Origin of the sequence: Legionella antarctica (assembly GCF_011764505.1) — a bacterium.
GTDB classification, from domain to species: domain Bacteria; phylum Pseudomonadota; class Gammaproteobacteria; order Legionellales; family Legionellaceae; genus Legionella; species Legionella antarctica.
Map to the genome: position 1 here is coordinate 1,712,694 of NZ_AP022839.1, position 19,798 is coordinate 1,732,491.

A 19,798-nucleotide genomic window follows, 5' to 3' on the forward strand; every position below is an offset into this window, starting at 1 on the left:
GATAACTCCTCTTGTCCTCGCCAGCAATAGCTTATTTCTTTCTGCGTTGGCGAAGCTGCAAAATAAGTATATAAAATACAATAAATGAGCAGAAAATTAGCACTGGATAGTCATACCAAAATACCCATGGTGTAATTCCTTCAGCAGGGAAAATTTCCCCTTCTAAAATTCCAGAGCTAAATGGAGGTAATCCTGCAATTATGTCACCATTATTATTTATGATAGAGGACAAACCATCATTATTTACAACAATCTGGAATCGTCCAGTGAGCAACGAAAGAATCTGTGCCATTTGAAGTTGTTGATAACTGGCTAAAGAGCGTCCAAACCAGCCATTATCACTGATTGAAACAATCCATCGAGCCAGAGGCAGCTGAAGTCTTAGCAGATTAGGATAAGCTATTTCATAACAGATAAGACTGGCAATAGGGTTATTTGCTATTGTTATTAATTGCTGACCTTTCTTTCCAGGTAAAATATTGGGCTCGGGTAACTTAAGCCATCGGTTTATTGCAACAAATGGTGCCGGAATGTATTCACCAAATGGAACTAATTGTTGCTTTAAGTGCTCACCCTTAGCTAACCCTAAGCTGATTACGGTATTATAATAATTGGTTTCCCTGTCATTAACCGGCTGTAAAATTCCTACCATTAATGCACTTCTGGCTTTTAACGCTTTTTTACTCAATTTAAGTAGATATTCTTCCAGATAGCTTGCGGGTAAGGGGATTGCTGACTCTGGTAAAATTATTAACTGTTTCCCTAAAAGCTTATCAATAGCCTGTCTATAAATTTTTAATAAATTCCAGAAAAGAGCATCATCCCATTTATCACGCATTGATAAATTTGCTTGAACAACACCAACAGTCACCGGAGCTTTTTTTATGTCGGTCCAATGAAGATTTTTTCCAAGCGAGGGAATAATCAGAATTAAAACAAATAGACTCAGATAAAAATAACGTTTGATCGAATTTTCATGGACAGCGATCGTTAATAAAGCAGCAGAAAAAGAGCACAATAAGCTTAAACCATAGATACCAAAAAGGGGGCCAAGGTAGCGTAAAGGGGTATCAATCTGAGTTGTACCGATTAATAACCAGGGGAAACCGCTAAACAGATTTGATCGAATAAATTCACTAAGACACCACAAGGAACTAAATAAAAGGATGCTTGAAAATTTATTATGACAGGTTTCAAATAATTTAAAAATATAGGCCACTAAAGCAGGAAATAAAGACAGATAGAATACAAAAAGAAGAGTAGCTAACGCTGATAATAGGTAGTTTAATTGACCATAGTCATGAATGCTGACGATAACCCAGGAAACACCAAAACCAAAATAACCCACTCCATAAACAAAGCCTAAAATAAAGCTTTGCTTAACAGAACAATTCAATAACGCAGAAAAAAGGAATGCCATGCTTAAAATGGTAATCCCAGGCATGTGAAAAGGAGCAAATCCCAAAGGCGCTAATAATCCAGCAAAAAATATAAAAATATAGATTACATAGTGTGATCTGGTTACAGTATCGAAGAATTCAGAACTGGTGATAGCAGCTTGCTTCATGTGATAATCGAATTGATTAAAGTAGTCAAGATAAATGAGTACGGCACTGAGGTCAAGAACTATAGAAGGTTACAGGAGAATAGATCAGGTATCGTTGGGAAATATCATTTTAAATGGCCAATTATCTCTATCCAATACTTAATATTTTGTGTACGATTATCTCGTTTACAAAGGAGATGGATTGTATGTATAACGTAATGATTACTGGTGCTGGGAAGATAGGTAGCTTAATTGCTTGTTTGTTGGCAGATAGTGGCTCTTATCAAGTGCACTTGGCCGATGTTGAATTTAGTGGATCGGATGTAAAAAGATTATTAGCCGCATTACCTGAAATTAAAACCGTTGCTTTGGATGTTAAGGACGAACAGTCTACAGAAACCTATCTGAAGAAACATAATATTATCGCCGTTATTTCAAGTTTACCCTATTTTTTAAATACTCATGTTGCACAGGCTGCGAAGGCTGCAAAAGCACATTATTTTGATTTAACTGAGGATACGTCTGTTACGGAGGCTGTTAAAGCTATTGCTGAAAACGCAGAAACAGCATTTGTTCCTCAATGTGGATTAGCTCCAGGATTTATCAGCATTGCTGCAAATAGTTTGATGCAGGAATTTGAACAGTGCTTCCATGCTAGACTACGAGTAGGTGCCTTGCCGCAAAGAGCAAATAATGCACTCCAATACTCTTTAACCTGGTCAACTGATGGAGTTATTAATGAGTATGGAAACCCTTGCTATGGTATAGAGTCTGGAAAAGCAATAATCATGGCTCCTCTTGAAGGTCTAGAGACTATCCAGATAGATGGTTGCGAATATGAAGCATTTAACACTTCTGGCGGTCTGGGTAGTTTGGCTGAATTATATTTTGGCAAAGTTCAAACTATGAATTATAAGACCATGCGCTATCCTGGCCATTGTGAAAAAATGCGTTTGCTTATGAATGACTTACGTTTAAATGAAGATCGAGTTACCTTAAAGAAAATTCTTGAAAATGCAATTCCTAAAACCTATCAGGATATTGTTATTGTCTATGTTACGGTGGAAGGAATTAAGCACGGTGAGCTGACTGAAAAAAGCTATGTGAAAAAAGTGTATCCTGAAGTGATACGCGGCTTGGAATGGTCTGCAATTCAGGTCAGTACAGCATCGGGAGTCTGCGCGGTAGTTGATTTGGTATTGGGCCAATCAAATGAGTATAAGGGACTGATTTTACAAGAAGAGTTCAAATTAGCAAACGTGCTGGAGAATCGGTTCGGTAAATACTACGCTTAGGAGCGCTTTATGGAATTATTAAATCAACTTAAAATTCACTCTGTTAATCCAGGGGCTTTTAGTGGCCAAGGTTGGCATAGTGAACATCATCAAAAGAACCTGGTTTCTTACAGTCCTGCAAATGGCGAGAAACTTGCGGAAATTTCCCCATGTTCTCTTAACGATTATGAGCAGGTGATGAGTCGGGCTGAACAAGCAGCTCAAGCCTGGAAAAAGGTTCCTTCTCCAAAACGTGGAGAAATTATAAGGCAAATTGGTCAAGCATTGAGAGAGCAAAAAGATAAATTGGGCAGTTTGGTTTCTTTGGAGATGGGTAAGTCCAAACAAGAGGGTGATGGTGAAGTACAGGAAATGATAGATATTGCTGACTTTGCTGTGGGCCAATCGCGTATGTTGTATGGAAATTCCATGCATTCAGAGCGTTCGAATCATCGAATGTATGAGCAATGGCACCCTTATGGAATCATAGTTGTTATTTCAGCTTTTAATTTTCCTGTTGCTGTTTGGGCCTGGAATGCATTTCTAGCCGCCATATGCGGAAACATAACCTTATGGAAACCCTCTGCAAAAACACCCCTTTGTGCAATTGCCGTTCAACATATTTGTAATCAGGTTTTAAAGGAAAATGATTGCCCCGAGATATTCAGTTTAATTATTCCTGGTTCACATGATGTTGTTGATGTTATGGTTAATGATCCGCGTATACCGGTTATTTCCTTTACGGGGTCTACCGCAGTAGGAAAACAGGTTTCTGCGAAGGTTGCAGCTCGACTTGGTAAAACCATTCTTGAGTTGGGTGGGAATAATGCAATTATTCTTGATGAATCGGCTGATCTTCATTTAGCTATTCCTGGGGTAGTCTTTGGCGCTGTAGGAACTGCAGGGCAGCGCTGTACCTCAACACGTCGATTATTTGTTCATGAATCCAAATATCATGATTTGATTAAAAGACTGCAGCATGCCTATGAACAAATTACTATTGGCGATCCTTTGGATGGACGTAATTTAATGGGGCCTCTCATTGATCAGGCTGCTGTTGAGCAATTTGAAAAAGCCGTAGTCAGAATAAAAGAGGCTGGTGGTCAAATAGTGTTTGGTGGCGAGGTACTAAAACAACCCGGATTTTTTGTTCAACCTACCCTCGTTGTCGATGTGAAAAACCATTGGGATATCGTTCAGGAAGAAACTTTTGCTCCAATTTTATATGTTATGTCCTATAGTTCACTAGATGAAGCGATTGAGTTGCAAAACGGTGTTCCCCAAGGATTATCTTCCGCTTTATTTACTCAAAACTTGAAAAATGCGGAACGTTTTTTGAGTGCCTGGGGAAGTGATTGTGGTATAGCAAATATTAATATAGGTACTTCAGGTGCCGAAATAGGCGGAGCATTTGGTGGTGAAAAAGATACCGGAGGCGGTCGTGAATCAGGTTCTGATTCATGGAAAGCCTATATGCGACGTCAAACGAATACAATTAATTGGGGTGATGAATTACCATTGGCTCAAGGTATTCGATTTACATTATCTTAAAATTGATCTTGTTTTATAGCCTGTATTAGCGAAGCCTAATTCAGAGCGTGCCACAAATAGCCCGCAATGCGAGCTATTTGTGGTTAGGTTTTAACATCAGGATGAATTTATTTTCATGACAAAAAAGAGGATACGATAATGCAGGAACCTTTTTTCATAAAGAAAGTCGCGGTTCTGGGTGCAGGGGTTATGGGTGCACAAATAGCTGCGCATTGCGTTAATGCAGGCATAGAGACGTTATTATTTGATTTAGCAGCCAAAGAAGGGCCAGCTAATGGATTAATTGATAAGGCAATAGCTAATTTAGGTAAACTAAAACCTGCTCCCCTGGCAACCGCTCAGACTGCATCTTTGCTCAAGGCGCGAAACTACGAGCAAAATCTTACAGATTTATCTTCATGCGATTTAATTATAGAAGCCATAGCAGAGCGTCTTGACTGGAAAGAAGATTTATACAAGCGTATCTCACCCTACTTGAATGAAAAATCAATTTTAGTAAGTAATACTTCGGGTCTTGGTATTAATGCTTTATGTGATGTTTTACCAAAACAGCATCGTGAACATTTTTGTGGTGTTCATTTTTTTAATCCCCCACGCTACATGCATCTTGCTGAATTAATTCCTGCTGAAACTACCTCTAAAAAAATGATGGATAATCTTGAAGCCTGGTTAACCAGCCATTTAGGCAAGGGAGTAGTAAGAGCCAAAGATACACCTAATTTTATTGCCAATCGTATCGGTGTTTTTTCATTGTTAACAACCTTGCATCATGCTCTGGCAATGGACATAGGACTAGACGAAGTTGATGCACTAACTGGTTCTTTATTAGGTAGACCGAAGTCCGCAACATTTCGTACTATGGATGTTGTTGGTTTAGATACAATGGAGCATGTGGTTCATACCATGCAACAGCAGTTGAAAGAAGATCCATGGCATCGTCATTTCAGATTGCCTGAATGGTTAAGCCAATTAATCAAAGAAGGACATTTGGGACAAAAATCTGGCCAGGGGATTTACAAAAAAAATGGTAAGACTATTGAGGTTTATGATATAAAATCAGGTTCTTATCGAGCTGCAAAATCAGTGATAAGCGATGAGCTGAGAGCGATCATGAAAAATAAAGATCCAGTAGCTCGTATGAAAAGCTTAACTACTTCAAGTGATAAGCAAGCGCAATTTTTAGCAGCATGTTTTATAGACTTATTCCATTATTGCGCGTTTCATTTAGAAGGTATTGCTGATAATGTCAGAGATGTAGATTTAGCAATTCGATGGGGGTTTGGTTGGATGAAAGGGCCCTTTGAAACCTGGCAACTAGCTGATTTGCAACAGATGGCTCAGCTCATTAATCAGTCCATTGAATCTAAATCCACTCTAAGCACGGCTAAATTGCCAGATTGGCTCGCAGAAATTCAAGCCTTTTATACTGAAGATGGTGCTTATTCTCCTCAACAAAACGAGTATCACCCCAGAAGTAAATTGCCAGTCTATAAACATCAATTCTTCCCTGATAGAGTTTTGAAGGAACCCGTTCACTCCACCCCTTATCTTTATGAGAATGAAGGTGTTTGTTTGTGGCATCTAAAAGATGACGTGGCTGTTGTTAACTTTAATTCAAAAGCTAATACAATGGGACAGTCAGTCCTCGATGGCTTGAATGAAGCGTTAGACGTGGCAGAAAAACAGTGTAGAGGATTAATAGTTTACCAACATGATGCCTCTAACTTTAGTTCAGGTGCAGACTTACGTGGTGTTTCCATGCTGATTCAGGAAAATAACATGCAGGCACTGGAATCAATGATCACCCAATTTCAACGGGTGAACATGCGTCTAAAATACAGTGCCATACCAACAGTTGCAGCATTGAGAGGCAGGGCATTAGGTGGTGGTTGTGAATTAATGATGCATTGCGATACAGTTGTTTCAGCTTTCGAATCGTATCCAGGTTTGGTTGAAGTTGGGGTCGGTGTCATTCCTGCAGGAGGTGGTTGTAAGGAAATGGCGATGCGGGCCTCCTATCAGGCACAACAGGCTGATTTAATGACTTTTCTTCAAGCATTTTTCCAACAAATTGCCACCGCTCAGGTTGCTGGAAGTGCTGCTGATGCCTTGCAAATGGGCTATTTACGCAGTACTGACACAGTTGTAATGCATGCAGATGAAGTTTTATATGCCGCATTAGCAAAAATTAATGCCCTGCAAGCAGCAAATTATCTTCCGCCATTGCAAAAGAAGTTTAGAGTTGCTGGAATCGAAGGGCATGCACGCTTACAAGCCGGCCTGGTGAATTGGCTGGAGGGAGGTTTTATTTCCCAACATGATTATTGCATGGCTAATGAATTGGCAGCAGTGCTATGCGGTGGAAACCTCAATCAAGGCACCTTGGTCGATGAGGCATGGGTATTGAAGTTGGAAAGAGATGCATTCATTAAGCTTGCAGCAATGCCATTAACCCAGGAACGGATCAGTCATTTGTTAGAGACTGGTAAACCACTGCGCAATTAAGCAAGGAGATTTAGTTATGACAAATGTATATATAGCTGATGTATTGCGCACTCCGGTTGGTAAAGCACCGAGAGGCGTGTTTAAACATACGTTGCCAGACGACTTATTGGCACATACGATAAAATGTTTAACTCATAGAAACCAATCTGTAGATTGGCAGGAAATCGGAGATGTAGTTATTGGTTGTGCTATGCCTGAGGCAGAGCAGGGGATGAACGTCGCTCGTGTTGCATCGTTACTAGCTGATCTACCCGAGTCTGTTCCTGCAATGACTATTAACCGTTTTTGCTCTTCCGGAGTACAAAGTATTGCGACTGCTGCGGGTTCAATTCTTAACGGTGATTTCCACCTGGCTCTTGGTGGTGGAGTTGAAAGTATGTCTATGGTGCCTTTGGGAGGCAATAAATATACGGCCAATCCCTCAATATTTAATAAAGAAGATATTGCTATTGCCTATGGAATGGGAATTACTGCTGAAAATGTTGCCAAACGCTGGAACATCAGTCGGGAGCAACAGGATGAGTTTGCCTCTGAAAGTCACAAGAAAGCTGTAGCAGCACAGAATAATGGTTTCTTTAAAGAAGAAATAAGTCCTATAGAGATTACTATCAGGCATGCGGACTTGGAAACCTCATCAGTAGTGATTAAGAAAAAATTAATTAGTGAAGATGAGGGTCCCAGAGCAGATACCTCCTATGATGTGATTTCACGATTAAAACCTGTTTTTGCTGCCAAAGGAACGGTCACCGCAGGAAATAGTTCTCAGACCAGCGATGGGGCTGGAATTGCGTTGTTAGCCAGTGAGCAGGCTTTAAAGCAATATAATTTAAAACCGATGGGTCGATTGCTCAGCTTTGCTGTAGCAGGAGTGCCACCAGAAATTATGGGGATAGGACCGATTAAAGCAATCCCGCTTGCTTTAAAACGTGCCGGAATTCGTTTAGATCAATTGGATTGGATAGAGCTTAATGAAGCATTCGCAGCCCAAGCTTTGGCAGTGATTAAAGAACTTGATCTGCCCCGAGACAAGGTAAATCCTTTGGGTGGCGCCATCGCCTTAGGCCATCCATTAGGTGCCACAGGAACAATAAGAACCGCAACTTTGCTCCATGGATTGAAACGTACCAATGGTCGATATGGAATGGTAACGATGTGTATCGGCACTGGCATGGGTGCTGCTGCTATATTTGAAGCATTGTAATAAGAATGTATTTCTTGACGGGAGGCGTCATCTTGAACGAATGTATCCTCAAAAAAGAATAACTGTAATAATTTTGAAACTTGATACTATGCCTACGTGCCGCGGTTTCTGCGCGGTATTTCCATATCTGGCTTGTCAAACAAATTTGCTTTATTCTGTGTTATTTATGAGAATATACTGGTTTTTTTAAATCCAGCTTTCGTTAGCAGTAAAAACAATTGTGAGCCAGCGCTGCGGGCTTTCTCCTCCCATAGCATCTGCAATTTCATGGCGAATTACATCCAATGCTTCAACGCTGGCGATTGGATATCCTGGGGGGACAACTATATGGATTTCAATAAATTGGGCGCGACCAATTTTAGCGACATAACTTGAGTAAGTCTTAAATTGGTGTCGTATGACTAATTCATCTAAAAATTCCCTTACTTTTTCATCAAGACTAAAGGGGGCGATGAGGAAAATATCGCGCATTGCATTACGCACCGTCGGCATAGGAAAAAAAATTAAAAAAGTTGAAAGGATAGCTAAAACAAAAGGATCAACGAAGGGGGTTAGATATTGGTAATTGCTTCCTTGCATTAATTGAGCAATAGCAAAAGCAAGTAAAAGAGATAATGAAATAGAGCCGGACATAAACCAACTGTGAGCGTCAAGTCTCAAGAACTCTGAATTCACCTTGATATTTTTATGTCGTACATAGCCGTACATGCCCATGGACATAACAGACATCAACAGAGCAATAACCAATGCCAGGCCGAAGTTCATTTCTCGACCTCCAGATAGTAAGCTACCAATGGCGTTGATTAATGCATACGCAGAGAGCAGGATAAGAATGCTTCCGTTGAATACAAGTACCATGGGTTCAACGTGCCAATAACCATATTGAAATCGGCGGTTTCCCTCACTTGTTAAAAGTCGGGTGACAAAAAAAGCAAGAATTGACATAACAGCATCAATCATATCAAACATACCATCAAATACGATGGCTAATGATCCAGATAATAATCCGAATACGATTCCGACCGCTGATAAAAAACAAGTGACCACGATGGATATCTTTAAAACATGCTGTTCATTTGGCCCCTCCGTGATATGCGTCAAAATTTCCTCCTTTCAATAGTTAAAAATATTAATTTTTAGTTGAATGTCTTCAACTGTTGCTACGCGTTTTACACATTCTACCTTCTTTGATGTTATTTGGGTTAGTTAAAACTCCTGGTTGTTATTTTTTTCTAAACACAGATCCACTACCGACAAGAGGAGAGCTTATGAGCTCTTATATTTTTAAAAAAATAGAATGATTATAGTTGTTGTAAAGCAAAGGATGGCCAGGCTAAAACACTTTTAAATTTATCGGAAATGGTCAATAACTTGCTTTGTTGGCCTAATATTCTACTCTATAGATAGGGGAATTGAATTGGAGTAGGTATGCGCGGGTTCATTTTGGCACTATTGTTGCTAACAGCTAACTCGTCGTTTGCAGATGAGTTAATTGGTTTTGCGGCTTATGAAAATGGCGACTACAGCACAGCATACCCTCATTTAATGGAGGCTGCAAAAGAAGGTAACGATGAGGCGATGTATCTATTAGGCCGCATGCATCAATATGGCTATGGTATACCGGAGAGTTATGAGGCAGCAAAAAACTGGTATCAAAAATCCGCTGACAAAAATAATGCATTATCTCAATTAAGCCTTGGATTTATATATGATTCAGGTAAAGGTGTAGCACAAAACTATCCAGAAGCTTTTAAATGGTATATGAAAGCAGCAGAGCAAGGAAATGCTATTGCCCAAAGAAATGTAGGCTTGATGTATGCAACAGGCGATGGGGTTCAACAAAGTGATACTAATGCATTTACCTGGTTTAAAAAAGCAGCAGAACAAGGTTACAGTAAAGCTCAGGTCAATTTGGCATATCAGTATATGACCGGAAAAGGAGCGCCTAAGGACGTGAATAAAGCCCTGGAATGGTACCAAAAAGCAGCAGAACAAGGTGATGAAAAGGGCGCATATAGCTTAGGCCTTTTGTACACCGGCCAACAAGGAGGAGTCGCTGCTGATGATAAAATTGCTTTTTATTGGTTTTCTCAGGCTGCGAGTCAAGGTCATGCAAATGCAGGGACATACTTAGGATATTATTACCTGAAAGGATATGGAGTAGAGGCTAACCCACAAAAAGCGGCTTACTGGTATCAAGCTGCGGCAGAAAAAGGTCAACCCGAGGCACAGGCACAAATTGGTCAGTTACTGTTGACGGGTACTGGGGTTGATAAAGACTACCAACAGGCTGCATTTTGGTTTGGTAAGTCAGCCGCTCAAGGTAACTCTGTAGGTCAAGCTAAGTTAGGTTATATGTATATGGCTGGCTTAGGTGTTCCTAAAAGTTTAATAAAAGCTTATGCATGGCTTAAAATTGCAGCTGAAAATAAAAATGAGGAAGCAGGAAAAGAGCTTAAAGCTTTAGATAGTAAACTAACGGAACAGGATAAAAAAGATGCCGAAAAAATAATTAAAGAAATGGGGCCTTTAGAAAGTAAAGCTCAAAACGATGATTGATTATAAAGACTCTTAGTAGAAATACGTCATGTGGGTTGATGTTTGTATCCTGGCTTATCGTTAATTCAAGGTATCAATTCATAACAAACATGTTGGGTCAAAATAATCCGTTACGTTACATTCTCTTTAATTTTCTCTTTCTGTAGTAGGGCCACGTATCTATCAAGAGGAGTAAAAGATACAAATAAAGACAGGAGTGCTGCTCCAATAGCTGTAGCAAATGTTTCTTTCCAAGAACTACCACTACTATGGCTTACATAGTCGGCAATAAATGTTCCTACAAAAGCAATAAATGCTACTCCGTAACGAGATGTTTGAAATTTGACCCAATTGCCATAGGAAACCAATAAAGCGATTAAGCCAGCGCCTAATCCTGTAGAAAATGCAATTTTCCAATGCTGTGAAGTCAGAACTGATAAATTTCCTTTTGTCATAGCTAGGAGGCAAGCAGTTGTTGACTGGATTATATGTCGAATAACTATTGTAAATCGTACCTTTAGTTGAGGGACAATATTTGCCATCCATGAGCTCCTGTAATTATCGAATCAAACTGACCTAACTTATTTTCCTAAACTCTATAAGAAAAATACCTGGCATTCTAAACTTTATCAAATTCATTTTAACATGTTGTAACAGGTGAATATATCATAGTCATTTTCACTGTTACAGTACTATAGATCGTGGATGAGTAGAGTATGTAAAAGTTTTAACTATATGATGCGCTCATGGAAATTTAAACATCTAAAGACATAAGTCCATATCTCTATATAGTGGACCCCAAAAATGAGACAGTGGTGTAAAATAGAAACCATTGTTAAACGGGGTACCAAGTGGCTAAAAAAAAATTTACATCTGACTTCAAAGCAAAGGTAGCAATTGAGGCATTAAAAAGTCACAAGACGACCAATGAATTGGCATCTGAATTTGAGGTGCATGCAACACAAATCAATCTGTGGAAAAAACAATTACTGGATGGAAGCAAGCAATTGTTTAGCGGCAAGCATGACAAAGACATGGACTCCATCATACAAGAACGAGATCGATTATACACGCAAATAGGCCAGCTAGCGGTTGAGTTAGACTGGCTTAAAAAAAAGACCGGTCATCTAAGTTGAGCGTGCGGGAGAAGCGAGCCATGATTGATGTCAATCACCCTACACTCAGCATCGTACGCCAATGTGCATTGGTTAATTTGTCACGCGCTAGCTACTATCGCACTGCTGGCGAAGGAATATGTACCGAGAGCCCAGAGAATCTGGCTTTGATGGTCTTGATTGATGAGGAATACATGCGCCATCCTTTCTATGGAAGCAGAAAGATGCGTTCTTATTTACGTCGCCTTGGCCATGACGTTAACCGTAAGAGAGTGCAGCGTTTGATGCGGATCATGGGTCTGGTTTCAGTGGCACCAAAGCCGAATACGAGTAAAAAGAACAAGGAACAAAAGGTTTATCCCTACTTGCTACGTGGTTTAGTGATTGATCGACCCAATCAGGTTTGGTGCACCGATATTACCTACGTTAGGATGCAAGGAGGCTTTGTATATTTGGTGGCAATAATGGACTGGTATAGCCGCAAGGTGCTCTCTTGGAAGGTATCAAACAGCATGGATGATGACTTTTGTGTAAGCGCGTTGGAGAGCGCCATCAGGCTCCACGGCAGGCCTGATATTTTTAATACGGATCAAGGCTCCCAGTTTACCAGTAAGGCGTTTACCGATGTTTTAAAAGACCATGACATCAAAATTAGCATGGACGGGAAAGGTCGATGGATGGATAATGTGTTCATTGAACGGCTATGGCGTTCAGTCAAATATGAAGATATTTACATAAAAGAATACGGAACAGTTTTAGCACTACGAAATGGTTTAAGGGTGTATTTCAAGTTTTATAACGACGAAAGACCTCATCAATCATTTGGAATATACACGCCGTCAGAGGTTTATGCTGGCCTATATGAGGCTGCAGCGTAATGGAATGCCTGTGGATATGTGGACGCGTCCTGCGGATCAGCCATCGCCCTTCGGGACATGTGGACAAGCCATGGATAACAAAAAGACGTTATCCACCGCTTGACCACACTCGATGGCTTCGCGCCCACATACCCACAGGCTCAATAACAGGTGTTTCATTAACTGCTATTGTGGTTGACTCGTGTGCTACGCACCCTCGTCAACGAAAGAAAGTAGAATTAAAGTTATATCTTAAATTAAACGGATCGCTGTCTTGACAATGGGGTCCACTGTACTATGCTATCTTTAAAGGACTAAGGGGTGGAGTGTTTACAAGGAGCGTATGGTGAAAAAATTTGATGCTATTATCGTTGGAACAGGACAAGCAGGACCTTCGTTGGCAGTTCGCTTGGCTCAATCAGGCATGAGTGTGGCAATTATTGAAAGAAACAAATTTGGTGGTAGTTGTGTTAATACAGGGTGTATTCCTACAAAGACGTTGGTTGCAAGCGCTGAAATTGCCCATCATGCTCAACGTGCCGATGATTTCGGCATCGAGATAAATGGCAGTATTAAAACTAATATGGAGAAAGTGAAGGAACGGAAGGACAACATAGTCAGTAAAGCCAGTCAGGGTGTAGAACAATGGTTAAAAAATACGCCAAACGTTACAGTAGTCCAAGGTCATGCCAGCTTTATTGAGAATTACAAACTGTCCGTCAATGATGAAGTGTTAACCGCTGAAAAAATATTCATCAATGTGGGTGCGCGTGCATCAGTCCCGCCGATTGAAGGACTTGATCAAGTCGAATATTTGACCAATTCTTCCATTTTGGAACTGGATATAGTGCCCGGTCATTTAATAGTTGTCGGGGGCAGCTATATCGGGCTTGAATTTGCTCAAATATTTCGACGTTTTGGTGCTAAAGTTACCATCATTGAAAAAGCAACGAGTCTCATTCCTCGAGAAGATCCGGATGTATGTGATACAGTTCTTGAACTTATGCAACAGTCAGGCATTGATGTACATTTGAATGCCAGTTCTCTATCTTTTTCAGCCTCAGACGATCATATTACTGCAAATATAACCTCTAATGGCGATAAAAAAATTAGAGGCTCTCATGTGCTTATAGCAATTGGGCGCAGGCCTAATACGGATAACTTAGGCCTTGAACATACCGATATTAAAGTTGATGAACGCGGTATCATACTTGTCAACGACAAGTTAGCAACTACTGTTCCGAACATCTGGGCACTGGGGGAGTGTAATGGCCGGGGTGCTTTTACTCATACAGCGTATAATGACTTTCAAATTATTGCGGATAATCTACTCCATGGAGCAGCACGTAAAGTAACTGATCGAATTCAGGCTTATGCTCTTTATACTGATCCTTCTCTGGGAAGATGCGGCATGACTGAAGCTGAAATCCGCGCGAAGGGTTATGAGGCTTTAGTAGCCAAACGCCCCATGACTCAAGTGAAGCGGGCTATGATAAAAGGTGAACCAATTGGATTCATCAAAGTTTTAATCGATAAAAGCACAAAAAAAATACTGGGTGCTGCGATTATTGGCGTTAATGCTGATGAAATTATTCACTCAATTTTGGATGTTATGTATGCCGATAAACCCTATACATTACTGCGTGATGCTGTTCATATTCATCCAACTGTTTCCGAATTAATTCCTACGACGCTGGAAAATCTTAATCCATTAGAATCATGAAGAGATAAGGCTTTCATCTGGGGATTAAACAAGAATAAATTGCTTAAGGCTGAGGCATTTACAGGTTTTGAAACCTTAAAGTTAAATAAGTCTGCGTTCTACTAAAAAATCATGTGCTACCTTTTGGGGACTGATTTTTTTCACATCAACAAGATAGTTTAAATGTTGCATGGTTTCATTATCAATAGTGCCTAACAACGGTTTCAATACAACAGCAATTTGAGGATATTTTTTTAATACCGAATTACGTATTACAGGAGCAGCATAGTAGGGTGGATAAAAATGTTTATTATCGGTTAGTAAACGTAAATTAAACTCAGTGATTCTTCCGTCTGTGGTAAACGCACCTATGGCTTGTACTTTGTCATTTTGAATCGCATGGTAAACCAAATCAGGCTGCATTTGCACGATTTTCTTAAACTTAAACCCGTACACATGAGTCAAGCCAGGCAATCCATCGGGACGGCTTAAGAATTCTGCAGGAGCCGCAAGAGTTATTTGACTTCCCATCTGTACTAAATCGCTCAGGTTAATCAAGTTATTTTGCTCTGCAAATTGCTCTTTCACCGCTAATGACTCCGCATTATAAAAACCAAAGGGGCTGAGCCAAACTAGCTGGAACTGGTTCAAATAGGCATCTTGAACGAACTGATAAGTCTTTTGTGGATTTTTAATTTTTTTTTGCTTTAAAACTACAAGATACGCTGTTCCTGTATATTCCGGATAAAGATCGACTTGTCCCGAAAGCAACGCATTTTGCAAAATAGCTGTTGTTCCAAGATTAAATTTCTTGTCAACATGCAAATGAGTTTTTGCCTCAATCAAATCGGCCATCAAATAGCCTAAAACATACTGTTCCGTAAAATTTTTACTACCTATTACAAGATGAGTGTCTCGTTTGTCTTTGCTAAAAAAAACAACAAAATCATAGCTGACTATGGTGAGTAGCATGACAACGACTAGACTTACGATCAGAACTTTTGTTTTTTTAAATCGTAATATCAAACGATGACGTTGCGACAACAGTGAAGTCAAAATGACAATACTGTAATCCATGGTTAAAGCCAGCAGGGCCGTAGGGATCGCACCTAATAAAATAAGATTTTGATCATTGAGTGATAAACCTTGGGTAATAAAGTCACCTAACCCACCAGCTCCTATAAAAGCTGCAATGGTTGTTATACTGATAGTCATAGCCATCGAAATTCTGACACCGCCCATGATTACAGGAAGTGCTAAGGGTAATTCAATGAGGTGTAAGCGCTGCCAACGAGTAAAGCCTAAGCTATTAGCGACTTGATTATAGGTAGGTGCTATTCCTTTCAAACCAATATAAGTATTACTGGTTATGGGAAGCAGGGCATAAACAATAAGAGCAATCAGAGTGGGTGTTAATCCTATTCCGACCAAAGGAATAAGAAATCCAAGTAAAGCAATACTGGGTATCGTTTGAAATATATTGGTTAACCCAAGGACGGGATTTTTTAATTTCGGCAAGCGAGTAATCAGGATCCCTAAACTAATACCAAGAATAATTGCAAAAAACATGGCCGTAAGAGATATGTTGATATGCTCGACCAGTTTTGTTTGTAATTGGGGTAAATGTTCTATTATAAAGTCCATGTTCAATAGTTCATTTTAGATATCAGTAATTGTTTAACAAATTCAGTAGCGGGTTTGGCAAAAACCTCATCCCTCGTTCCAACTTGTTCAAAACAACCTTCATTCATAATAGCAATTCGATCGGCCAAGCGAAATGCTTCATTAATATCATGCGTTACGAAAATAATTGTTTTTTTCAGTTTTTGTTTTAATCCGATTATTTCATTTTGGAGCGTTTCACGCGTAATAGCATCCAGGGCAGCAAAAGGTTCATCCATCAATATATACTTTGGATTGTTAGCAAGAGCACGAGCCACTCCTACTCGCTGTTGCTCTCCTCCTGATAATTCATCAGGATAGCGATCAAAATATTTCTCCGGTTCTAAATTAACCAGGCGCAGAAGCTCATTAACTCGTTCCGTCCGTTGTTTTTTTGGAGTTTTCATCAGATGCATGATAATGGCGATATTCTTAGCCACAGTCAGATGAGGAAATAAACCGGTATGTTGAAAGACAAAGCCCATGGATCGACGTAATTGAACCTTAGGATACTCCTGAATTGGCATCCCATCTATTTCAATCGTACCAGTGGTAGGTTTAATTGTATGATTTAATAATTTAAGCAAGGTTGATTTTCCACCTCCAGATGAACCCACCAATACTAATGTCTCACCATCTAAAATCGATAAGTTGATGTTTTTAACGGAAAAAGTTTGTTTATTATCGAAGGATTTAGAAACATGGCGAAGAATAATCATATTTTATATTTATATTCCTTATAAGTATCCCGTATAGGATAACATCCGCCCAAATCTATTACTACTTTTGCTTCCCATCTTGAAAGTATTGTAATAGCAATAAAGTACAAATAAGGTTTTTATCCTCAGTTCAGGTAAAAAGCTTAAGGGCGCAAAAGGTGACGCAGATTTTTAAAAAGTGTTAATGCTCTCTCGGATAACACCGACGGATATTTTTCCTTGTTTATCCTTACTTCGTTTTAGTAAAGTATAAACGGTCAATTGAAACTCATCGCTGGTTACAAATGCTACACTAAGGAAATATTTGCTTTCTATAGTAATTTGCTCGTTGGGTAAATTAATTTTTTTAGCCAGTTCAGTTATGTCTTTAAGATCTGTAATTCCATTTTCACCTCTTGCCATAATTAACTCATTGACTTGTGCTTCAGTTATTCCATTACCAAGGGACATGAGTACTTTTTTTGAAGCTGTATTGATATTTATTGGGATTGTTTCTGGTAAAGCAGTAATAAAAGGACCTATAGCCTGGTATAATTCTGAAGAAACATCTTTGATTAATCTAAATTCAGTAGCACTGCTCATTAATTGATGACTTGGATAATAGGGGGGCTTTTGTGAGAGGTAATAGGTGCTGTAATTATCCTTACCACGAGCAAGATCATAAGCAGTTAACCAGTTTTGGACTCCAAGGGCTAAATTGAGTTGTTCTTTACTATTTAACTGGTGAGTAGTATGACCGATAAGATCAATAAATACAGGCAATAATTTTTTTTCAATCAAATTATTGAGATTAAAACGCGCCTGTAAATCATAAAGACCCCCGTTTAATTGTATCTGATCAACCAGGCGTTCCATTTTTCCAGGATATTGAGCAACCATACCTTGTTTATCTAATTTGGTAAATTTCCTGGTATTACCATTTAGTTCATTCATTGCCCAGAACAGTACAGCTTGTGATGCAAGATATAGTTTATCGTGAGTTATCGTTAATCGCGTTCGGTAAATATCTAATTGCAACCTGGTGCTCATAGCTGTAGCTACGATTGCAACTAAAGTCATAATAAATAAAGCCGTTAGCAGGGCACCACCGAAAGATTTTTTAAGTTGATGCATAAAGTGCCCCCGGAATGATAAACAGCAGGTTGATTTCACCCCATTCTTGCAATGTTATGTTGATTTGGATTGCTTTAGGTAACGGTTCTTTGCCTTGGTTTTGATTGACTGCTTGTTCTCGCCATTCAGGTAATAACTGTAAGCTTTGATTTAAGTAATTAAAACGACATCCAGTTACACTATCGAGTAATAGTTTATCCTCATAAGTATTTCTATTGGCAGGATCAAGGCTGGGCCATGTACGATGTAGAAGTGCCCCATCCATGCAGACAAGAGCGATACGTTTCAGGCTGCTGCGTTTTTCCAGGCTTTGAGGATTAACGTTGCCATCTCGAGTCAGTTCCAGATATTGAGGTTGTCCAACAAAAATCGGAAATAAATGCATTTCATTCCCTCTAATCGCTCTCTCTAAAGCTTGTGATGTGTCTTGTTGAATGATACTAACCGCAAGCTGTAAGGCATTTAAACGCTCAGCTTGAGCATTAACGCGGGTACGAGTAGTGAATGCATAATATAATGAAGAAGAAGTAATCGTTGCTAATATTGCAAAAACAGTAAGAGCAATTAAAATTTCAATTAGAGTAAATCCCTTGCTAGTGTTCATCCCAAGTACCTGAAGGCAACAAGTTCCTCACGAAAAGGCCCCGATTGTTTTTGACTAACCGAAATAGTGATTTGCTGCATTTTTTTTATGGGGGTAGCGCTAAATTGTGCCCTCCAATACCAACGCTGTCCAAGCATCTTGGTAATCTGTGTTGCTTCCTGACTCTGGTTTAGTTGGATGAGATTTAACTGAATCATGGAGACCCCTTGCATTGCAACCCAATGACTAATTGTTTTCTCTTTGATGCGATGAGTGCTCTCTATATTTTGAGCGGTGGCCTTTAATAGGGCCGTTAACGCTATAGCAATAACAGTAAGTGCCAGCAACACTTCAACCAGAGTAAATCCTGATATTTTTAGATTAAATTGTGAATGAGGGCTCATTTGGGATTAGCCGTAGAAAAACTCAGATTACCATTATGAGTACCCCGAAGGGTGATAATTATGTCTTTATTGGTTCCAAAACCTAAGGTAAAAGGGGTCATGTCCCCAGAGGAATTGATAATTATGGGTGGTGCTCCCGGATGGGGTTTGTTATTGGTTTTAAGAGTTATGAACGTATTTTTAGGGAAATAATTAACCTTAAAGACACCTTTATTAGAGATCGGTTCCCAACCAGAGATGTTTCGAAATCGTAAAATCTGATAACTGGTATTATCGATGCGAAGACCCAGGGTGCTGGTTTCTAAAATAGCTTTTTGTTGGGCTAATTTAAGAGTATTTACTAATTGATCGGCTGAAAACAAAACTCGCCTGCTTTCGCCAAAATCCCCGAAAGAAATTAAGGCAAAACCCGCGGTGATGCCTATAATAACAATGACGATTAATATTTCGATTAAGGTAAAACCTCGATTAGTGATCATCCCAGTTACCAATCTCCGCATTAATTCCTGTTCCCCCAGGTTGTCCCTCTGCCCCAAGTGTAAACACATCTACATCACCGTGTTGCCCTGGATTTAAGTAAAGATAATCTCTTCCCCATGGATCTTTAGGAACAGACTTAAGATATTGTTTCCAATTGTTTGGTGTGGGATTATTTGATGGTTTTTCTACCAGGGCCATCAAACCCTGGTCAGTACTGGGGTATGTGCCATTATCAAGCTTATATAGATCAAGTGCATTTTGGATGGCCAGCACATCTTGTTTTGCCTTTACTTTACGAGCTTCATCAGGACGGCCCATTATTTTAGGTACGACTATAGAGGCTAGAATGCCTAATATAACGACAACGACCATAATTTCAATTAATGAAAAACCCTTTTGTCGATTCATATTTGTTCCTCTGAAAGCTAAATGGTAAACATAACACATTTTTAATGTGTCAACCTCTCTGGATTCTCGCCATTTAGAAATTGATACAAAGTAGTGTCTTTGACCAAGTTAAATGCTGTTTAAAATGGCAAAATTCCGAC

Annotated in this window: 16 protein-coding genes and 1 pseudogene; 7 read left to right on the forward strand and 10 right to left on the reverse strand. The window is 39.5% G+C overall.

The genetic code is table 11. The annotated features are described in order from the left end of the window. Positions 1-31: 31 nt before the first annotated feature. On the reverse strand, positions 32-1,567 hold the full coding sequence (gene lnt / locus HRS36_RS08235) for an apolipoprotein N-acyltransferase (protein ID WP_173236927.1): 1,536 nt from the start codon (positions 1,565-1,567) through the stop codon (positions 32-34). A 185-nt stretch (positions 1,568-1,752) separates the two neighbouring features. On the opposite strand from lnt, the gene HRS36_RS08240 reads away from it, so the two are divergent. From HRS36_RS08240 to HRS36_RS08255, 4 genes are all read left to right on the forward strand, one after another. After that, on the forward strand, positions 1,753-2,841 hold the full coding sequence (locus HRS36_RS08240; RefSeq protein ID WP_173236928.1) for a saccharopine dehydrogenase family protein: 1,089 nt from the start codon (positions 1,753-1,755) through the stop codon (positions 2,839-2,841). Positions 2,842-2,850: 9 nt separating this feature from the next. Then, positions 2,851-4,371, forward strand: coding sequence for an L-piperidine-6-carboxylate dehydrogenase (gene amaB, locus HRS36_RS08245; protein ID WP_173236929.1), 1,521 nt, complete (start codon positions 2,851-2,853; stop codon positions 4,369-4,371). A gap of 138 nt (positions 4,372-4,509) precedes the next feature. Continuing rightward, positions 4,510-6,876 carry a 3-hydroxyacyl-CoA dehydrogenase/enoyl-CoA hydratase family protein gene (locus tag HRS36_RS08250; protein ID WP_173236930.1) on the forward strand — a complete coding sequence of 789 codons (2,367 nt, stop codon included), beginning with the start codon at positions 4,510-4,512 and terminating at the stop codon, positions 6,874-6,876. Positions 6,877-6,892: 16 nt separating this feature from the next. Further along, entirely contained in the window at positions 6,893-8,077 is a 1,185-nt protein-coding gene (locus tag HRS36_RS08255) for an acetyl-CoA C-acyltransferase (protein WP_173236931.1), read from the forward strand. 186 nt (positions 8,078-8,263) lie between these two features. Here the strand turns inward: HRS36_RS08255 and HRS36_RS08260 are convergent, their stop codons facing one another. Then, positions 8,264-9,169 carry a cation diffusion facilitator family transporter gene (locus tag HRS36_RS08260; RefSeq protein ID WP_420814326.1) on the reverse strand — a complete coding sequence of 302 codons (906 nt, stop codon included), beginning with the start codon at positions 9,167-9,169 and terminating at the stop codon, positions 8,264-8,266. A gap of 336 nt (positions 9,170-9,505) precedes the next feature. Here HRS36_RS08260 and HRS36_RS08265 point away from each other — a divergent pair, with 336 nt between their 5' ends. Beyond that, positions 9,506-10,636 carry an SEL1-like repeat protein gene (locus HRS36_RS08265; RefSeq protein ID WP_173236933.1) on the forward strand — a complete coding sequence of 377 codons (1,131 nt, stop codon included), beginning with the start codon at positions 9,506-9,508 and terminating at the stop codon, positions 10,634-10,636. Between the two features lie 110 nt (positions 10,637-10,746). Here HRS36_RS08265 and HRS36_RS08270 read toward each other — a convergent pair whose 3' ends face one another. Next, a complete protein-coding gene (locus HRS36_RS08270) occupies positions 10,747-11,157 on the reverse strand; it encodes a hypothetical protein (protein WP_173236934.1) in 411 nt (136 codons plus the stop codon). 309 nt (positions 11,158-11,466) lie between these two features. Here HRS36_RS08270 and HRS36_RS08275 point away from each other — a divergent pair. Both HRS36_RS08275 and HRS36_RS08280 read left to right on the forward strand, forming a co-directional pair. Then, positions 11,467-12,608 (forward strand): annotated as a pseudogene (locus tag HRS36_RS08275) (IS3 family transposase). 322 nt (positions 12,609-12,930) lie between these two features. Further along, positions 12,931-14,310, forward strand: coding sequence for an FAD-containing oxidoreductase (locus HRS36_RS08280; RefSeq protein ID WP_173236935.1), 1,380 nt, complete (start codon positions 12,931-12,933; stop codon positions 14,308-14,310). Between the two features lie 81 nt (positions 14,311-14,391). On the opposite strand, the gene HRS36_RS08285 is transcribed toward HRS36_RS08280, so the two are convergent. The 7 genes from HRS36_RS08285 to lspG all read right to left on the reverse strand — a co-directional run bounded on the left by HRS36_RS08285 (position 14,392) and on the right by lspG (position 19,658). Next, on the reverse strand, positions 14,392-15,933 hold the full coding sequence (locus HRS36_RS08285) for a glycine betaine ABC transporter substrate-binding protein (RefSeq protein WP_173236936.1): 1,542 nt from the start codon (positions 15,931-15,933) through the stop codon (positions 14,392-14,394). A 2-nt stretch (positions 15,934-15,935) separates the two neighbouring features. Further along, positions 15,936-16,670 carry an ATP-binding cassette domain-containing protein gene (locus tag HRS36_RS08290; RefSeq protein WP_173236937.1) on the reverse strand — a complete coding sequence of 245 codons (735 nt, stop codon included), beginning with the start codon at positions 16,668-16,670 and terminating at the stop codon, positions 15,936-15,938. Between the two features lie 171 nt (positions 16,671-16,841). Next, complete coding sequence (gene gspK, locus HRS36_RS08295; protein WP_173236938.1) at positions 16,842-17,783, reverse strand: type II secretion system minor pseudopilin GspK; 942 nt, start codon at positions 17,781-17,783, stop codon at positions 16,842-16,844. Beyond that, the gene (gene lspJ / locus HRS36_RS08300) at positions 17,770-18,387 is read right to left on the reverse strand and encodes a GspJ family T2SS minor pseudopilin variant LspJ (RefSeq protein WP_173236939.1); all 618 of its coding nucleotides are present in this window, start codon (positions 18,385-18,387) and stop codon (positions 17,770-17,772) included. The genes gspK and lspJ overlap by 14 nt, the downstream gene beginning before the upstream one ends. Then, positions 18,384-18,770, reverse strand: a complete 387-nt coding sequence (gene lspI / locus HRS36_RS08305) for a GspI family T2SS minor pseudopilin variant LspI (RefSeq protein WP_173236940.1) — start codon at positions 18,768-18,770, stop codon at positions 18,384-18,386. Before lspI ends, lspJ begins: the two co-directional genes overlap by 4 nt. Further along, positions 18,767-19,249 (reverse strand): type II secretion system minor pseudopilin GspH, encoded by a 483-nt coding sequence (gspH, locus tag HRS36_RS08310; protein WP_173236941.1) that lies wholly within the window; start codon positions 19,247-19,249, stop codon positions 18,767-18,769. The genes lspI and gspH overlap by 4 nt, the downstream gene beginning before the upstream one ends. Next, complete coding sequence (gene lspG / locus HRS36_RS08315) at positions 19,239-19,658, reverse strand: GspG family T2SS major pseudopilin variant LspG (protein ID WP_173236942.1); 420 nt, start codon at positions 19,656-19,658, stop codon at positions 19,239-19,241. Before lspG ends, gspH begins: the two co-directional genes overlap by 11 nt. Positions 19,659-19,798: the final 140 nt, after the last annotated feature.

What these genes read in the sequence shown, in the direction of transcription:
- lnt (WP_173236927.1), bottom strand. Translation starts at nt 1,567, where the DNA reads ATGAAGCAAGCTGCTATCACCAGTTCTGAATTCTTCGATACTGTAACC.
- HRS36_RS08240 (WP_173236928.1), top strand. Translation starts at nt 1,753, where the DNA reads ATGTATAACGTAATGATTACTGGTGCTGGGAAGATAGGTAGCTTAATT.
- amaB (WP_173236929.1), top strand. Translation starts at nt 2,851, where the DNA reads ATGGAATTATTAAATCAACTTAAAATTCACTCTGTTAATCCAGGGGCT.
- HRS36_RS08250 (WP_173236930.1), top strand. Translation starts at nt 4,510, where the DNA reads ATGCAGGAACCTTTTTTCATAAAGAAAGTCGCGGTTCTGGGTGCAGGG.
- HRS36_RS08255 (WP_173236931.1), top strand. Translation starts at nt 6,893, where the DNA reads ATGACAAATGTATATATAGCTGATGTATTGCGCACTCCGGTTGGTAAA.
- HRS36_RS08265 (WP_173236933.1), top strand. Translation starts at nt 9,506, where the DNA reads ATGCGCGGGTTCATTTTGGCACTATTGTTGCTAACAGCTAACTCGTCG.
- HRS36_RS08270 (WP_173236934.1), bottom strand. Translation starts at nt 11,157, where the DNA reads ATGGCAAATATTGTCCCTCAACTAAAGGTACGATTTACAATAGTTATT.
- HRS36_RS08280 (WP_173236935.1), top strand. Translation starts at nt 12,931, where the DNA reads ATGGTGAAAAAATTTGATGCTATTATCGTTGGAACAGGACAAGCAGGA.
- HRS36_RS08285 (WP_173236936.1), bottom strand. Translation starts at nt 15,933, where the DNA reads ATGGACTTTATAATAGAACATTTACCCCAATTACAAACAAAACTGGTC.
- HRS36_RS08290 (WP_173236937.1), bottom strand. Translation starts at nt 16,670, where the DNA reads ATGATTATTCTTCGCCATGTTTCTAAATCCTTCGATAATAAACAAACT.
- gspK (WP_173236938.1), bottom strand. Translation starts at nt 17,783, where the DNA reads ATGCATCAACTTAAAAAATCTTTCGGTGGTGCCCTGCTAACGGCTTTA.
- lspJ (WP_173236939.1), bottom strand. Translation starts at nt 18,387, where the DNA reads ATGAACACTAGCAAGGGATTTACTCTAATTGAAATTTTAATTGCTCTT.
- lspI (WP_173236940.1), bottom strand. Translation starts at nt 18,770, where the DNA reads ATGAGCCCTCATTCACAATTTAATCTAAAAATATCAGGATTTACTCTG.
- gspH (WP_173236941.1), bottom strand. Translation starts at nt 19,249, where the DNA reads ATGATCACTAATCGAGGTTTTACCTTAATCGAAATATTAATCGTCATT.
- lspG (WP_173236942.1), bottom strand. Translation starts at nt 19,658, where the DNA reads ATGAATCGACAAAAGGGTTTTTCATTAATTGAAATTATGGTCGTTGTC.